The organism is Cryobacterium sp. N21, from assembly GCF_002929575.1.
In the GTDB taxonomy this organism is placed as follows: domain Bacteria; phylum Actinomycetota; class Actinomycetes; order Actinomycetales; family Microbacteriaceae; genus Cryobacterium; species Cryobacterium flavum.
The window spans coordinates 395,364-410,052 of record NZ_PJJQ01000035.1 but is presented as its reverse complement, the minus strand read 5'-3'; the positions used below and the strand labels follow the sequence as shown (position 1 = coordinate 410,052).

Genomic DNA, 14,689 nt, shown 5'->3' with positions numbered 1-14,689 from the left:
TCAGGTTCCGCCGCGCAGGGCCGTGATCGGCTCGATGTTGGAGGCGCGCACCGCCGGGTAAGCGCCGGCGGCGAGGCCGACGACGGTTCCGAGCAGGGCCGCGCCGATGGCGACTACGGGATCGAGGATGGGCGTCCAACCCTGCAGCAGCGACACGACGACCACCGCGAACACCCCGAGAGCCGAGCCGATCAGGCCGCCGAGCAGCCCGATCACCGCCGACTCCACGATGAACTGCCGGGCGATGTCGCGTTTGGTAGCACCGAGGGCCCGGCGCAGACCGATCTCACCGACCCGTTCCATCACCGAGAGCAGGGTGACGTTGGCGATGCCGAGACCGCCAGCGAGCAGGGCGAGAATGCCGAGCGTGAGAAAGACAACGTTGATGTCGGCCTGAATGTTGTCTTGCAGTGACGAGGCGGTGGCTGGTGCCTGCACCGTGAAGTTCTCGGGAGCATTAGGGTCGAGCGCGATCGGTGCCTGCCGCGCTACGAGTGTGCCGGCGCCGACAGCGATCTGCACGTGCAGTTCGGCCGGAGCGGTCAGGGCGAAGTCGGCGCGGGCGGTGCCCATCGGCAGAATCACAGCGTCGAGCAGGTTGGCGCGGCGTTCGACGCCGTCGATGATGCCGATGACGGTGTACGGAACGTCGCCGATGAAGATCGACGGCTGCGAGTCGACCCGGTTTATGCCGAGCGTCTCGGCCGCCCGCGCGCCGAGCACGACCACCCGATCGGCACGCTCGTCATGGCCGGCATCGAAGTAGCGCCCGGTGACGATGTTGCCGCGCACTGCCGCGAGCAGGCCCGGCGAGGTGGCGATGACGGCGGGACTCAGAGTCTGCGCGGCCGAGGGATCGTTCACCGGAACAGATGTGATGAGCTGGCCGGCCACGTCGATATCGGCCACGAGACCCGCGCGTTCCACCCCCGCCAGGCGATCGAGCCGCTCCGGGGCATCCCACGGCAGCCGACTGGTGGCCTGCTCGGCGCCGCTCGAGTTGCGGGTCGTGGCCGGTTCGATCATGACCTGGGTCGCCGAAACGGCGTCGAACTGGCTGGAAATCTGCCCGGCGCCGGTCTGCGCGAACCCGATCGTGACGACGAGCGAGGCGATGCCGAGCACGGTTCCGAGGGTTGTCATGATGAGTCGGCTGGGACGTGCCCCGACGCCGTAGCTCGCCTCCACCAGCAGGTCCTGAACCGAGAACCGGTCGGCACGGCGAATGACCGGAACGATGCTGGCGGCGCCAGGTGCCAGTTCAGTGGATGCCGTCAGATCGTCCCCCGAGACAGTCTCGGGGACGGCGGCGGCGCGGGAACGGCGGCGCAGCATCCGCTTGAAGGAAAACGTCACGACAACTCGCTCAGGCGACCGTCGGTGATGCGCACGCGCCGCTCGGCCCGATCGCTCACCGCCTGGTCGTGGGTGATGACGATGAGGGTGAGGCCGTCGGCGTGCAGTTCCTCGAAGAGATCCATGACCTCGCCGCCGGTGGTCTCGTCGAGGTTTCCGGTGGGTTCGTCGGCGAGCAATAGCTCGGGCGAGGCGACGACGGCGCGGGCCACCGCCACGCGCTGGCGTTCACCGCCGGAGAGGGGGCCGGGCAGAAAGTCGAGGCGGTGGTTGAGCTTCACCCGGTCAAGGGCGGCGCGGGCGCGGTCCTCGCGTTCGGCGCGCGGCACGCCGCTGTACAGGGTGGCGAGCAGCACGTTGTCGAGCACGGTGCGGTGCGGCAGCAGGTGAAAGGCCTGAAAGACGAAGCCGATGGTGCCGCCGCGCACGATGGCGCGCTGCTTCTCGTCGAGCAGGCTCGTGTCCCGGCCGTCGAGGTGGTATTCGCCCACGCTCGGCCGGTCGAGCAGGCCGAGCAGGTTGAGCATGGTCGACTTACCCGAGCCGCTGGGGCCGACGATCGACAGGTAGTCGCCGCGCTCCACCCGCAGGTTGACCGATTTGAGCGCCTGCACCTCGGGCGGACCGGGGAACGACCGCGTGACGTTGACCAGTTCGACGACCGGGGCTGTCAGCACCGGCCCATCACCGGCCCACCACGACGAGGTCGCCGGCCGTGAGTGAGCCATCGACGGCGGTGATCTCGACGAACCCTTCGGCGGCGAGCCCGGTCGTCACCTCGACCAGCACGGTCTCGGCGTTGTCGCCGGGGTCGAACTCGACCCGGGATTCACCGCCAGGCCCGGCGGTCAGCGCGGCGAGCGGAACGGCGAGCACTTCGCCCTCGGTCGAGCTGACCGGGATGCGCACGCGCACGTTGCTGCCCTGCACGGCCTGGATCTGTTCGTCGGTGAGCGCGTCGGGCGCGAACAGCACGGTGAACCGGCCGCTAGCCGTCTCGCCGCTGGCCGGTTCGGCCGGCAGGATCGAGCTGATCGTGGCGGGCTGGTCGCCGTCGGGCATGGCGAGCATGGCCGGGGCGCCGACTTCGAGCAGTGCGGCGTCGCTCGCCGTGGCCGAGCCGGAGATGACCAAGGTCGCGCCGGAGACGCGCATGACCGGTCCGGTGATGCTCGATCCGCGTTTCACGCTAATCTCGTCGACGCGGCGGGGCAGGCCGGGCAGGTAGAGCACTTCGCCGGCCGGCAGGTAGGCGAGCGCGCCGTCACGGGCGTCGCTCAGGGTTTCGCCGGCGCGGGTCAACTCGGCCTTGGCCGCGGTGACGGCGGCCTTCTCGGCGCTCGCGTCGCGGGGAGCGAGGGCCTGGGCCTGCCGTGCGAGGGCGAGGGTGACGGCGTCCTCGGCATCCGCTATCTGGGTCGGAGTGCCCGCGGCCTGCAGGTCGGCGAGGGCGCGCTGAGCGCTGCGCACCAGGTTGCCCTGTTCGACCACGTCAACGTTCGCGCTCGTGCCCTGCACGATGGTCAGCGCGCCGTTGGCACTGTCAACGGATGCCTGCGCGCTCGTCACCCCGGCTTCGGCACTGCTCACCGCGCTCGCGACGTCGGCGCCGCCGGTAGGTGCCGGATAGCCGACCTTGGCGTAGAGGGCAGTGACCGCGCTCGCCGTCTTCGCGTCGAACATGTCGGAGTCGAGCGCGCCGGCATCGATTCCGGCCGCGTTCAAACCCTGCTTGAACTGCAGAACGTCGGGGCCGGAAACGCCGACCCGCAGGGTGCGATAGACCGGCAGGTCGCCCGGCAAGACGATCACTGGGCGCCCGGTGACCTCGAGCGCGATCGACGCGGTATCGAATATGGCGGCGACCTCCGGAACCTGCCCGGTGACGATCGGCGCGCCGGCGAGTTCGCCGGTTTCAATGCTGACCTCCACCGAATCGGCATAGGTCGCGTCGCCGCGCATGGTGACGTCGTTGGCCAGTGTGCGGTTTTCGATGGGCACGGTGATGAGACCGCCGGCGGGAGCATCGGCATCCGCTGCCGCCTGCCCGGGTGAGACGATCAACTGGCCGAGCCCGAGGCCGGCCACGAGCGCGATGATGGCCACCGTGGCCATGACCCAGATCACCCGGTTACCGGCGAACAGGCGTCGCCAGCCCTGGCTGCGCGACCGGGCCGGCGAGGTGCCGGGGTCGATCGCGTCGATCACCTCGGTCGCGTCTTGCTCTGTAGCTGCTCGTCGCCAGAACAGGCGCGACACCTACTTGCCTTGCTCGTAGTCCGCGATGAGCGCGTCGAGCTCGGACTTGTGATCGGTGATGAACTGCTCTTCCAACTCGAACTGTACCTTGGTCGTCGCTTCGGTGTAGCCAAGGTCTTCCGCGCAGGTGAAGTCGGCCATGGCCAGTGCGAGTTCCTTCTCTCGCAGATCAGCGAGGATCGTCTCGTCGGGGGCAGCGCCCGTCTGGTCTTCGTAGAGCGCGTTTTGCTCATTCATGATCGACTCCTGGGCGTCCGCCTTCTTCGCGAAGGTCGCATACCCGGCATCGGCCATGCAGGCCGCCCATTCGGCGTCGAGCTTCACGATCGCGGGGGACGCCTGCAGGTCTTCATACATGAGGCTCATCGCGTCGTAGACCGCCGCGTGTTCTTCCTGCGATGGCTGGTCGCCGTTGACTTCCTGACTGGCGGAGCCGTAGCAGCCCGCCATCTCGTAGCTGTCGACGTAGGAGCCGTCGGCGAGCTCCTCTTCGGTGGGCTGCGGACCGTAGAGTGCTTCGCTGTACGCGGTTTGCTCGCTCTCGGACAGCGACGCCAGGTAGTCCTGGTTCGGGTCGACGAATTCCGCGCTCTGCGCCTCCTGCTCGGCGATCTGCTCCGGGGACTGGCTCATGCCGTAGCCGTTTTCGGCTACCCATTTCTCGGTTCCGTATTCGTCGGTGTCGGTCATCATGCCGCTGTACTGCGAGGCGTCGACGGGAGAGTAGTCGAAGCCCTCGTCGGACATGCAGGCAGCTACGAGTTCTTCCTGCTCGTTCTGCCCCGCGATCGCCGAGTCTTCGTCGAAGCCTTCGTAGATTCCCGACATGTACTTCTGCAGAGGGCCTTCGGCCGGGTCGAGCTTCTCGGCGGCCTTCTCGGCGCTGCAGCCCGCGAGCGTCAACGACAGCAGAGCGGCGGCGGCGATGGTCGTGAGTAGTGAGCGATGGCGCATGAAGTTCCCCTTTGAGCATGGTCTGGGCTGCGCCGGGTATCGATCGCCGCCCCCGATCTCCCCATAAGCTAGCGCATCGCGACGGCGAATAGGGGTGAACGCCAAGTTGCAGCGCTACAGTAACCATACCGTTCGGTCTGTTTCGGATGCAAGGCGGCCCTGGCTAACGCCTCGAAGCGGCAGATTGCGGGGGACGTCTGAGGCTTCCCGCATAACTCCTGCAATTTCTGGACCTTGACGATTAGACCCGCGTAATGACGGGAGAACTGAAAACCAACGAGACAGATTGCAGGAGTTATGACGTGGAGGGATGAGCGAGGCGCCGACGAACGTCACATAGGCGCCGTCGGCGTCGGGCGGATAGGGTTCAACCAGGAGTCATCTCCCGTTTTCACGTGATTGGAGAATGCACCATGGCCCAAAACCCCAAACAGAGCAACAAGGTTGCCCGCGCAGCCAGCTCAGGGGGCAGAAATGCCCGATTTAGCGCTGCAGCGGACACTGCCGCTGCGCGGGCGCGCGCCCTGACGGCCCGGACCCTCGAGGCCCGGGCACGTGCGGCTCGGACTACTGACAACAAAAAGCCCGACCAGTAGGCTCGCGAGCTCAGTCAGCGCTCGGCGCGCAGGTAGGCCAGCTGCGCTGTGACGGAGGCCTCGGCTGCGAACCGCACCGCGGCATCCGTTTGGACGTAAACGAGATCGGTGACCTGTGCCACCGTCGCTGTGGAACCGAGTTCGCCAAGCGCGGCCCGCACCTGATCGAGACGCTCGTGGCGGTGCGCCAGGTAGACCGTGCAGATGGCCGCTAGGTCGGGCAATACGGGGCCGTGCGCGGGCAGAACGGTGGCAGACCCGAGCGCGCGCAGGGTCTCGAGCGAGGCCAGGTAGTCGGCGAGGCTGTCGTCGATGATGGACGTACCGCGGCCGAGAATGGTGTCGCCGGTGAGTATAGAGCCGGCTTCGCCGTCGCCCGGCAGGTATAGGCAGACCGAGTCGTCGGTGTGGCCGGGGGTGGCGAGAACGCGGATGCTGGTGCTGGCGACCGCGAGCAGCTCCCCGTCGCTGAGTGGGTCACCATTCACGCAGAAGGCCGCATCGAACGCCCGCACCGGGGCTCCGGTGAGCTCGGCGAAACGAACGCTCGCCGCGGTGTGGTCGGCGTGCCGGTGCGTGATCAGCACGAGTTCCACCCGGCCGGCCGCGGCGAGGACCGCGAGGTGGCCCTCGTCGAGCGGCCCCGGGTCGACTACGACGATGCCGCTCGAGTCGGGTGCTCCGATGAGATAACTGTTGGTGCCGTCGAGCGTCATCGGCCCGGCGTTCGGCGCGAGCAGACTGCGGGTGAGCGGGCTCGTGCGCAGGATGGCGGGCATAGAAAGCAGCCTACTGCCGCGATCGGCGGCGTCCCCGACTGGAGGCGCCGCCGGTTAACCCGGATTACGGGTGCACGATGATCTTGACCGCGGTCTCGTTGTGGTTGATCAGCGTGTCGAAGCCCTGTGTGATCAGGTCATCGAGGGCTATGCGCCCGGTGATGAAGGGAGCCAGCTTGACCCGGCCGTCCTGCACGAGCTTGATCGTGGCCGGGTGATCGCGCACGTACGCGATCGTTCCGCGCAGGTCGATCTCCTTGAGCACGAGCTTCTGCATGTCGATGCTGGCCGGCTTGCCCCAGATCGACACGTTCACGATGACGCCGGCGGGCCGAACCGCGTCGAACAACTGGCCCAGCACAACGTTCACGCTGGTGCACTCGAAGCAGACGTCAGCTCCGTTGCCGCCGGTGAGTTCGCGCACCCGGGCGACGACGTCTTCCTTGCTGGGATCGAGCACGTGGTCGGCCACCCCGGTGACCCGCGCCTTCTCCTTGCGAGCCTCGCTGAGCTCGGACATGATCACGGTCAGGCCCTCGGCCTTGAGCACTGCGGCGACGAGCAGGCCGATCGGGCCGGCCCCGCCGATGAGGGCGACATCGCCGGCCTTGGCTCCACTGCGCACGAAAGCGTGGTGGGCAACGGACAGCGGTTCGATGAGCGCGGCTTCGTCGAGCGGGATATCGCCGATCGCGTGCACCCAGCGGCGGTCGACGACGACCTTCTCGCTGAGTCCGCCGCCTCCGCCGGCCAGGCCGATGAAGCCCATCTTCGTGCAGAGGTGGTAGTTGCCAGCCAGGCAGGGAGCACACTCGTTGCAGACGAAATAGGGTTCGACCACGACGTTGTCGCCGACGGCGAGGTCGGTCACACCCTCGCCGAGCGCGGTGACGGTGCCGGAGAACTCGTGCCCGAGCGTGACCGGTTCTTCTTCGTGCGAGAGCGGGTGGGGGTGTCCCTCGGCCGGAATGAAGATCGGCCCTTCGAGGTACTCGTGCAGGTCGGTTCCGCAGATTCCGCACCAGGCGACGTCGATGGCGACGGCTCCCGGTCGAAGTTCGGGTGCGGGAATGTCCTCGATGCGAATGTCTGCCGGGCCGTGAAAACGAGCTGCCTTCATGATGCTTCACTACTCCTTGCACCGAAACAGCGACGGTACCCTCGTGGCACCGGCGATACGCTTCGGCTCACTTTCAGCCTACTGGCCGGGTCGTTCCGATACCGGGCGTTAGGGTGGATCACACTGCACGACCTGACACCAAAGGACCGGCGATGACGCACGATACCGAACCAGTGCCCCTGGGGGTCGCGGCGACCGTCGTTCTGTTGCGTGACAGCTCCGCCGGGCCGGAAGTGCTGCTGCTCGAACGCCCCCGTCACCGCGGGTCTTTCGCTGGGGCGTGGGTGTTTCCGGGCGGCGGCGTCGACCCGGGCGATCGACGGCAAGCGGATGCCGCAGCGCCGGCCGGCAGCGCCAGCCGCGCCGTGCAGGCTCCCGACCGCCGCTCGGCGGCTTGGGCCGAGACCGTCGAGCAACTCGCCGCCCGTCGGGCGGCCGTGCGCGAGGTGCGAGAGGAGACCGGGCTCGAGGTCGAGCCAGACTCTCTCGTGGCGACGGCGCTGTGGGTTCCGCCGTCGAGCGCCCCGAAGCGGCTGCGCACCTGGTTCTACGTCACGACGGCACCGCCCGGTTCCATCGCGCTCGCCGAAGACGAAGTCATCGACTACGCCTGGCTGCGGCCGGAAGCGGCGCTTCAGCGGCACGCATCCGCTGTGATGACCCTGGTCGCGCCGACCTGGGTGACCCTGCACGGGCTGCAGGGGTACGGGACGGTGGCCGAAATCGTGGCCAGTGCCGGGCGGCGCGGACTGGCGCACTACGAAACCCGGCTTGGTGCGAGCGAGCGCGGGCCGGCGCTGTTCTGGGCGGGGGACGTCGCGTACGCCGATGACGCGCTCGCTGAGCGGGATGGCGGGCGGCACCGTCTCGAAATCGGCCAGGTACCGTGGGTGTACAGCGTTCGGGAGTGACCTTCTCAGTACCAGTTGTTGGTCTCGGAGTGCTCCCAGGCGCCGCAGGGCGTGCCGTAGCGTGAGGCGATGTAGCCGAGGCCCCAGCTGATCTGAGTGGCCGGGTTGGTCTGCCAGTCATCGCCGGCCGAAGCCATCTTGCTTCCGGGCAGGGACTGCGGAATTCCGTACGCGCCGCTGCTGGCGTTGTAGGCGTTCACTCGCCAGCCGGACTCGCGCTGCCACAGGGAGACCAGGCAGGTCAGCTCGGCGTCGCCCCAGCCCCTGGCTGCCACCTGGGCCGCAGCAATGCGCTGGGCGCCGGGGCGGTCGACGGTACCGCCGGTCGGGGGAACGACCGGAACGACCGGAACGACCGGAACGACCGGGCTGGTCGGGACACTGGGAACGGTCGGTTGCTCGCCCGCATCCCCGGCTCCGGCGTTTTCTGCGGCCTGCCGCTGTTGCTCTTCGTAGTCGTGCTGCGCGGTCACGCCGGTGCGGTACTGCCGTTCCACCTCCGCGGACGTGTTCTTGAGGGAGGCCAGCTGGGCATAGAGAACATCGCTGGACGCCTGCTTGCGGGCAACTTCGGCATCCGCTGACTGCTGCGCCGTCTCGGTAGCCGCCAGAGCTGACAGGGTCTCGTCGTGCAGGCGATCGCGCTCCCGTGTCTTCATGTCGGCCTGAGCGGTGAGGGCTGCCGCCGCGTTGCGCTCGGTATCGGCCTGCTCGGTGATCAGGCCCGCCTGCTCCGTGAGCCGGGACATGGCGCCGAGCTGAAAGAGCAGGTCGTTGGCCTTCCCGCCATCGAAGAGGGCGCCCACGGCGAGGCTGCTGCCGCCGGAACGGTAGAGCTGGGCGCCGAGCACGCCGAGGCGCTCACCGCTCGCATCAGCCCGAGCGGATGCCGCATCCGCTCGGGCCGTCAGCACCGTTTGCTGGGTGGTCGCCTTCTCGAGCTCAGCCTGAGCCACCGCAGCGAGCGCGGTCTCGGTCACGGCCGTATCGCCGAGAGCGGCCGCGCGCGCCTGCAGGCCATCGAGCGCGGACTCGATCCGTTTCACCTCGGCGGCCGTGGCGGTCTCGCTCGACCGGGCGGCGTCAACCTCGGCCCAGGTGGGGTAATCGTCGGCTGCCGACGCCGAGGGCGCTGCTGCAACGATCGACGCGAGGACAACGGCGAGGCAGGTCACTTGCGCCAATCGCCGCAGGCTTGGACCGCGCGCGAACTGACTCACGGTGTGGGGATCAGCGTCGGAACACGGCAGCCCTGGCCGCCGACATAGTTGAGGCAGTCGTCGAACAGCACTGAGAACGGTTCGAGGGTGGAGACTCCGAACCAGGCGTTGTAGAACAGCCAGAAATTGAGGTTGCCGTAGGTCGAGCATCCGTCGCCCTCGTCGCCGGCCTTCGCGAGGGCGACCGGGTTGGGCTGGTACGGCGTGTAGTTGTAGAGATTGGCGGTGGCCTGATTTTTGATGGCGACGGTGGAGGCGCCGCACTCGGCGTTGGGGTTGAAGCCCACGTCGACGCTGCCGATCTGGAACGCCCGGTCGGGCTCCTGGGTGTACTGCCGAAACTGCCAGGCCGCGTTGTAGACCTGGTTGAAGAAGCCGAAGTACTGGGCGTCGCAGTCCGCGGTGTCCGGGCAGCCGTAGCCGGTGGCGCGCAGATAACCGGATGCGCTGGGCCGGGTCAGCAGCGACTGCTCCTTCTGCAGCAGCACCAGCAAGACCTCTGGGCTGATCGTGCAGGCCGCCGCGATCTTCGCGATGATGCGGGCGGCCGATTCGTTCTCAGCGCCGGTGTACGGCAGGCAGTGCCCGTCGCCCTTGGCTGGCTGGCTGGTCGTCGTCTCGCGGTACTCCCAGAGGCACGGCACGCCGTCGCTCGGCCGGCAGGAGCGAGCCTCGAGAAAATCCTGGATGCCGCTCTCGGGGAGGGCGTCCGGGTTGAAGAAGTTGTAGTCGCTGATGATGAGGCCGGGGTCGAAGGTGGCGGGGTCGATCGGTGTGGGGTCGGAGGCGTCCGGGGCGGTGGCCGCGGCGGCTGGNGTCGGAGGCGTCCGGGGCGGTGGCCGCGGCGGCTGGGGCGACTGTGGAAGCGGGAGCGGCGGCTGTGGCTGGCGGGGCCGGGCTGGCGATGAGCGTCGCCGCGAGCCCGACGAGGGCCACTCCGGTCGCCAGAATGCGCAGGGAACGGCGGGGCAGCGCTAAGGAGCTCATATCAAAACCCTAACCGGGCTCGGCAAGCTTGTGGCACCTGCGGGAGCCGGGCATCCGCTCGTCGTGGCACTCCTCAGAGAACCGGGCACTCACTCCTACGGGTGCCGCCATCTCCAACGAGTGCCGCGAGCTCGCCCGGCGGCTCCGACCGACGCGACCCGGGCCATGCGCGGCCGGTCGGGGTACGGTGGCGACACCAAGCGTGAACCGAGGAGGCCCCATGACCATCAATCATCTTCTCGCCGTCGTTCCGGTGGCCGATTTTGAGGCCGCACACCGCTGGTACGAACGACTCCTCGGCCGCCGGGCCGACAATGCTCCCATGGCCGGTCTGCTCGTGGAATGGCGGATGACCGACAACGGATGGCTGCAGCTCACTCACGATGAGACCCGCGCCGGCACCGGTCTGCTCAATTTCGCCGTCGATGACCTGCCGGCGCACCTCGCCGAACTGCACGGTCGCGGGCTGGAACCGGGCGAGATCGTGCAGGCGAACAAGGGCGTGCAGCTCTCCACCATCGTCGACCCGGAGGGCAACACGATCACCTTCATCGGGCACTTTCGCGAGGTCTATTAGCCCTGTTTCTGCCTACGCGGGAGCTGCGCCGCTGCGCGCGAGGCGCAACTGGGGCGCACTGGCGCAAGTCCAGCGCGGCGCGACGCGCGGGAGTACCGGCCAGGCCACAACTCCCGCGCACCGGCGCAAGTCCAGCGCAGCGAGCCGGAGAACCCGGCGACCGCTCACGCGGACGGCGCGGGGATGACCACCATGGGCGACTGGATGTTGAGCACGATCGAGTGGCTCACCGACCCGAGCAGCAGTTTCGAGATGCCCTTCTGCCCGTGATCACCGACGACGAGCAGCGCAGCCCCACGGGCCGCATCGAGCAGCGCCGATTGCGGGGCTCCCCGCACCAGTGAGGCCCGAATAACGAGCGACGGAAAGCGGCGAGCCACGGCCAGCAGCGATTCGTCGAGGATGCGCCGATGGGAGGTCTCGAGCGTCTGGAGGAACCAGGCGTCGGGTTCGGTCGTGTCGCGCCAGACCAGCGGTTCCTGCCAGGCGTGGATCGCGTACAGTTCTTGACCGGTGCGGTCGGCCTCCTCGGCGGCGAAGTCCACGGCGGCATTCGACGCGGCCGAACCGTCGACGCCGACAACGATGCCCGAGTGAGGTTTGTTGTCACCCTCCGGGATGATCGCGATCGGTCCGTTGGCCGAACCGGCCAGCCTGGCCCCCATCGACCATTCGTAGCGCAGGGTCGACCCGCGGCGGCGGTGCGTTCCGACCACGACAAGGGTATCGGCTCCGCTCAGGGCACGCAGTTCGGTGATCGGGTCGCCGGAGCGCAGATCGGCATGCACGGTGAGATCCGGGAATTTTGCGCTCACCCGGTCGGCGTCGTCCTTGAGCACCTCCCGGGCGCGCACCGTGGCGGATTCCTCGGTGAAGTAATCAGCCGATGACACGGTGCGATCGAGGATGCGCACCAGGTTGAGTTCGCCGTCGTTGTTGCGGGCGAGCGACCAATCGAGGGCTGCCCTGGCGGGTTCCGACCCGTCCCAGGCGACGACCGTCTGGCTCCGTGTGAGCGTGTGTGTCATGAGAAAATCCCTTCTTCGGGGGCGGGCCACGAGCGGGAATGTCGTGTGAGCGTCACCAACGAGTGTTCTTCACGTTAGCCATCGGCGGCACCCCCGAGTAGGGCCTTAAGTCACATCCCGAGTGATTCAGGCGGTGGTGATTGCGCCCGTAAACGGATGCTGGGGGCCCGGCGCCGACCGCTCCCGCAACATGGTGCCCCACGCCTCGGCGCGCCGCACCTCGCCCGGCACCAGCGCAATGCTCTTGTTCACCAGAAAACTCGTCGCGTCGGCGATGACGTCGGCGCCGGCGGCGAGCAGGTTCTTGCTGATGCTCTTGGCGGCGTGCCCGGTCAGCAGGATCGGGCCCTCCTGCCGGGTGTCGAACGCCGCAGCGCGGCAGGCCAGCCCGTTCAGGGACGCGAGCCATTCGCGCACGCCGGAGCCGGCGGCATCCGCTTCGAGGTGCAGGGTGTGCTGGGGCGTGATGGCGGCGTCGATCGCGCCCTGACGGGTGCTCGGTCGGCTCATGCCGTGCACGTGGGTGGGGCCGCCGACCACGAGCAGGTCGACCTGCGACAGGTCAACGCCCGCGGCCTGATTCGTGGGCACGAGGATCACCTCGGCCGGGGCCAGGCCGCGCCCGATCGCCTCGGCGACGAGACGAGTGTTGCCGTACATCGATTCGTAGACGATCAGGGCGCGCATGAAACCTCCAGGCAGTGGGCGCGGAACTAGCGGGAAATGACGACCTTGAGGGCCTTGGTTTCGGCCGCGCGGCCGAAGGTGTCGTAGGCCTCGAGGAACTGATCGAAACTGAAGTGGTGCGTGACGAGTTTCTCGGCCGCCAGCTTCTTGCTCGCAACGAGCTTCAGCAGCATCTTCGTGGTGTTGGCGTTGACCAGGCCCATGCTGATGTTGATGTTCTGGATCCACAGGTTCTCCAGGTGCAGGTCGACGGGCTTGCCGTGCACGCCCACGTTGGCGACGTTGCCGCCGGGGCGCACGATCTCGGTGGCCATGGTGAAGGTCTGCGGTATGCCGACGGCCTCGATGGCGACGTCGACGCCGGCGCCGTCGGTGAGCGCGAGGACTTGTTCCTTCCAATCCGCCGCACCGGAGACGACCGTGTCGGTGGCGCCGAAGTCTCGGGCCCGTTCGAGGCGGTTTTCGTCGAGGTCGATGGCGATGATGCTCGCGGCCCCGTAGAGTCCGGCGGTGGCGATGGCGGCCAGCCCCACCGGGCCGGCGCCGATCACGGCGACGACATCGCCGGGCTTGACCCGGCCGTACTGCACGCCGATTTCAAAACCGGTCGGCAGAATGTCGCTGAGCATGACGCCCTGGTCGTCACTGACGCCCTCGGGCAGCTTGTGCAGGGAGTTGTCGGCGTAGGGCACGCGCACGAACTCGGCTTGGGTGCCGTCGATGAGGTGGCCGAAGACCCAGCCGATGCCGGAGGCGCCCTCATCACCGAGGCAGTGCGAGTACAGCCCATTGCTGCAGTTGCTGCAGTGGCCGCAGCTCTTGATGCAGGAGATGATGACGCGGTCGCCGACCTTGAGGTTGCTCACCGCTGAGCCGATTTCGGTGATCGTGCCGACGCCCTCGTGGCCGAGGATGCGCCCGACCGTGACGGCGGGCACATCGCCCTTGAGAATGTGCAGGTCGGTGCCGCAGATCGTGGTGGTGTCCACGCGCACGATGGCATCCGTCGAACTGTGCAGCTTCGGGTCGGGAACGTCGGTCCAGCTCTTTCGACCGGGACCGCCATAAACCAATGCCTTCATGGGTATCTCCTTGATTCTTAGAATGTGGGCGGGCAGAAGGCCCGTCAGAACTACGTTAAGACCGGCGGGCCGAGGGCGGCTAGGGCCGAAAGTCCCGCCCTGTGCGGCCACAGATTGGGCACCTAATCGGGACTTCCGGCCCTACTTGTTGGAACCCGCTGCTGACAGGATGGGTGTGAGGCGATGGGGCATCAGCTCCGCGCTCGTGGCGGGGGACTCCACTGCTGCGACCTGTGATCAAGAACGAGGTAGAGCAATGAACCGGATGATTGTGGTTGGCATCGACGATTCGGACGCCGGCGAGACCGCCCTCGCGTGGGCCATGGCCCGCGCTGAGAACGTCAAGAGCCCGGTGACGCTCATGCACACCGTGTACGAAACCTGGCTGGCCGATGGCTACGGCTACTACGACTCCATCCTCGACGCCGAGAAGAAGCTGCTCACCGAAGCCGGCGCCCGCGCCGTGGCCCTCGCCCCCGGCGTCACCACCCACACCGAACTGCGCACCGGCAGCGCACCGCGCGTGCTGAGCGAACTTTCCAAGGACGCCGACCTGGTCGTCGTCGGAACCGACCAGAAGGGCCGGGTCGAGGGCGAACTGTTCGGCAGCGTGAGCCTGCAGATCGCCGCGCTGGCAACCTGCCCGGTCGCCGTGATTCCCTCGCTGCCCGAGACCGAGAGAACCGGCGTCTACGTCGGCGTCGACGGCTCGGCCGACTCGCTGACCGCCGTGGCGTTCGCCGCCGCCGAGGCCGACCGCACCGGCCAGGAACTGTACGCCCTCTATGCGGTGCACCTGCCGAATCGTCGCGTTCTGCGCAGCATTCCGGCCGACGCCGTGACCGAGCGCATGGAAGAGGAGCGCGTTGTGCTCGCCGAGTCCGTCGCCGGCCTCACCACGCAGTACCCCGACCTCGTGGTGCACCAGGTTCTGGAGACCGACGAATCGCCGGCCCGCGCACTCGTTGCGGCCGCGCAGCACGCCCAGTTGCTCGTCGTCGGCAGTCGCGGCCGGGGCTCACTGCAGCGCCTGCTCATGGGTTCGGTCAGCCACGAAGTGCTGCTGCACATCTCCTGCCCGACAATTGTCACCAGAACCACCCATAAGTAGCTTCATGCACCCGAAATCATGC

General features: G+C 67.9%; 14 protein-coding genes. 3 read left to right on the top strand and 11 right to left on the bottom strand.

Going from position 1 to position 14,689, the window contains the following annotated elements:
* The 6 genes from CXY77_RS16370 to CXY77_RS16345 all read right to left on the bottom strand — a co-directional run bounded on the left by CXY77_RS16370 (window position 1) and on the right by CXY77_RS16345 (window position 7,064).
* Window positions 1-1,356, bottom strand: coding sequence for an ABC transporter permease (locus CXY77_RS16370; protein ID WP_233197464.1), 1,356 nt, complete (start codon window positions 1,354-1,356; stop codon window positions 1-3).
* Window positions 1,353-2,084, bottom strand: a complete 732-nt coding sequence (locus CXY77_RS16365) for an ABC transporter ATP-binding protein (protein WP_092340384.1) — start codon at window positions 2,082-2,084, stop codon at window positions 1,353-1,355. Before CXY77_RS16365 ends, CXY77_RS16370 begins: the two co-directional genes overlap by 4 nt.
* The gene (locus CXY77_RS16360) at window positions 2,041-3,615 is read right to left on the bottom strand and encodes a hypothetical protein (protein ID WP_233197462.1); all 1,575 of its coding nucleotides are present in this window, start codon (window positions 3,613-3,615) and stop codon (window positions 2,041-2,043) included. The genes CXY77_RS16365 and CXY77_RS16360 overlap by 44 nt, the downstream gene beginning before the upstream one ends.
* The gene (locus CXY77_RS16355) at window positions 3,616-4,569 is read right to left on the bottom strand and encodes a hypothetical protein (RefSeq protein ID WP_104088982.1); all 954 of its coding nucleotides are present in this window, start codon (window positions 4,567-4,569) and stop codon (window positions 3,616-3,618) included.
* A gap of 610 nt (window positions 4,570-5,179) precedes the next feature.
* Window positions 5,180-5,944 (bottom strand): MBL fold metallo-hydrolase, encoded by a 765-nt coding sequence (locus CXY77_RS16350; protein WP_092340382.1) that lies wholly within the window; start codon window positions 5,942-5,944, stop codon window positions 5,180-5,182.
* Window positions 5,945-6,008: 64 nt separating this feature from the next.
* The gene (locus tag CXY77_RS16345; RefSeq protein WP_092340381.1) at window positions 6,009-7,064 is read right to left on the bottom strand and encodes a 2,3-butanediol dehydrogenase; all 1,056 of its coding nucleotides are present in this window, start codon (window positions 7,062-7,064) and stop codon (window positions 6,009-6,011) included.
* A 152-nt stretch (window positions 7,065-7,216) separates the two neighbouring features.
* On the opposite strand from CXY77_RS16345, the gene CXY77_RS16340 reads away from it, so the two are divergent.
* The gene (locus tag CXY77_RS16340) at window positions 7,217-7,975 is read left to right on the top strand and encodes an NUDIX hydrolase (RefSeq protein ID WP_092340380.1); all 759 of its coding nucleotides are present in this window, start codon (window positions 7,217-7,219) and stop codon (window positions 7,973-7,975) included.
* Window positions 7,976-7,980: 5 nt separating this feature from the next.
* Here the strand turns inward: CXY77_RS16340 and CXY77_RS20745 are convergent, their stop codons facing one another.
* Both CXY77_RS20745 and CXY77_RS16330 read right to left on the bottom strand, forming a co-directional pair.
* Window positions 7,981-9,150: a hypothetical protein gene (locus tag CXY77_RS20745; protein WP_233197481.1), complete on the bottom strand. Its 1,170-nt coding sequence runs from the start codon at window positions 9,148-9,150 to the stop codon at window positions 7,981-7,983.
* Between the two features lie 41 nt (window positions 9,151-9,191).
* A complete protein-coding gene (locus tag CXY77_RS16330) occupies window positions 9,192-9,839 on the bottom strand; it encodes a hypothetical protein (RefSeq protein ID WP_199181934.1) in 648 nt (215 codons plus the stop codon).
* A gap of 563 nt (window positions 9,840-10,402) precedes the next feature.
* Here CXY77_RS16330 and CXY77_RS16325 point away from each other — a divergent pair.
* Complete coding sequence (locus CXY77_RS16325) at window positions 10,403-10,759, top strand: VOC family protein (protein WP_104130500.1); 357 nt, start codon at window positions 10,403-10,405, stop codon at window positions 10,757-10,759.
* 164 nt (window positions 10,760-10,923) lie between these two features.
* Here CXY77_RS16325 and CXY77_RS16320 read toward each other — a convergent pair whose 3' ends face one another.
* The 3 genes from CXY77_RS16320 to CXY77_RS16310 all read right to left on the bottom strand — a co-directional run bounded on the left by CXY77_RS16320 (window position 10,924) and on the right by CXY77_RS16310 (window position 13,556).
* Window positions 10,924-11,787 carry a universal stress protein gene (locus CXY77_RS16320; protein WP_092340378.1) on the bottom strand — a complete coding sequence of 288 codons (864 nt, stop codon included), beginning with the start codon at window positions 11,785-11,787 and terminating at the stop codon, window positions 10,924-10,926.
* A 126-nt stretch (window positions 11,788-11,913) separates the two neighbouring features.
* Window positions 11,914-12,474: a flavodoxin domain-containing protein gene (locus CXY77_RS16315; protein ID WP_092340377.1), complete on the bottom strand. Its 561-nt coding sequence runs from the start codon at window positions 12,472-12,474 to the stop codon at window positions 11,914-11,916.
* Between the two features lie 26 nt (window positions 12,475-12,500).
* A complete protein-coding gene (locus CXY77_RS16310; protein WP_104130499.1) occupies window positions 12,501-13,556 on the bottom strand; it encodes a zinc-dependent alcohol dehydrogenase family protein in 1,056 nt (351 codons plus the stop codon).
* A gap of 256 nt (window positions 13,557-13,812) precedes the next feature.
* Between CXY77_RS16310 and CXY77_RS16305 the strand changes: the two genes are divergently transcribed.
* Window positions 13,813-14,667, top strand: a complete 855-nt coding sequence (locus CXY77_RS16305; RefSeq protein WP_092340375.1) for a universal stress protein — start codon at window positions 13,813-13,815, stop codon at window positions 14,665-14,667.
* The last annotated feature ends 22 nt before the right edge of the window (window positions 14,668-14,689 follow it).

What these genes read in the sequence shown, in the direction of transcription:
- CXY77_RS16365 (WP_092340384.1), bottom strand. Translation starts at nt 2,084, where the DNA reads ATGGCTCACTCACGGCCGGCGACCTCGTCGTGGTGGGCCGGTGATGGG.
- CXY77_RS16355 (WP_104088982.1), bottom strand. Translation starts at nt 4,569, where the DNA reads ATGCGCCATCGCTCACTACTCACGACCATCGCCGCCGCCGCTCTGCTG.
- CXY77_RS16350 (WP_092340382.1), bottom strand. Translation starts at nt 5,944, where the DNA reads ATGCCCGCCATCCTGCGCACGAGCCCGCTCACCCGCAGTCTGCTCGCG.
- CXY77_RS16345 (WP_092340381.1), bottom strand. Translation starts at nt 7,064, where the DNA reads ATGAAGGCAGCTCGTTTTCACGGCCCGGCAGACATTCGCATCGAGGAC.
- CXY77_RS16340 (WP_092340380.1), top strand. Translation starts at nt 7,217, where the DNA reads ATGACGCACGATACCGAACCAGTGCCCCTGGGGGTCGCGGCGACCGTC.
- CXY77_RS16325 (WP_104130500.1), top strand. Translation starts at nt 10,403, where the DNA reads ATGACCATCAATCATCTTCTCGCCGTCGTTCCGGTGGCCGATTTTGAG.
- CXY77_RS16320 (WP_092340378.1), bottom strand. Translation starts at nt 11,787, where the DNA reads ATGACACACACGCTCACACGGAGCCAGACGGTCGTCGCCTGGGACGGG.
- CXY77_RS16315 (WP_092340377.1), bottom strand. Translation starts at nt 12,474, where the DNA reads ATGCGCGCCCTGATCGTCTACGAATCGATGTACGGCAACACTCGTCTC.
- CXY77_RS16310 (WP_104130499.1), bottom strand. Translation starts at nt 13,556, where the DNA reads ATGAAGGCATTGGTTTATGGCGGTCCCGGTCGAAAGAGCTGGACCGAC.
- CXY77_RS16305 (WP_092340375.1), top strand. Translation starts at nt 13,813, where the DNA reads ATGAACCGGATGATTGTGGTTGGCATCGACGATTCGGACGCCGGCGAG.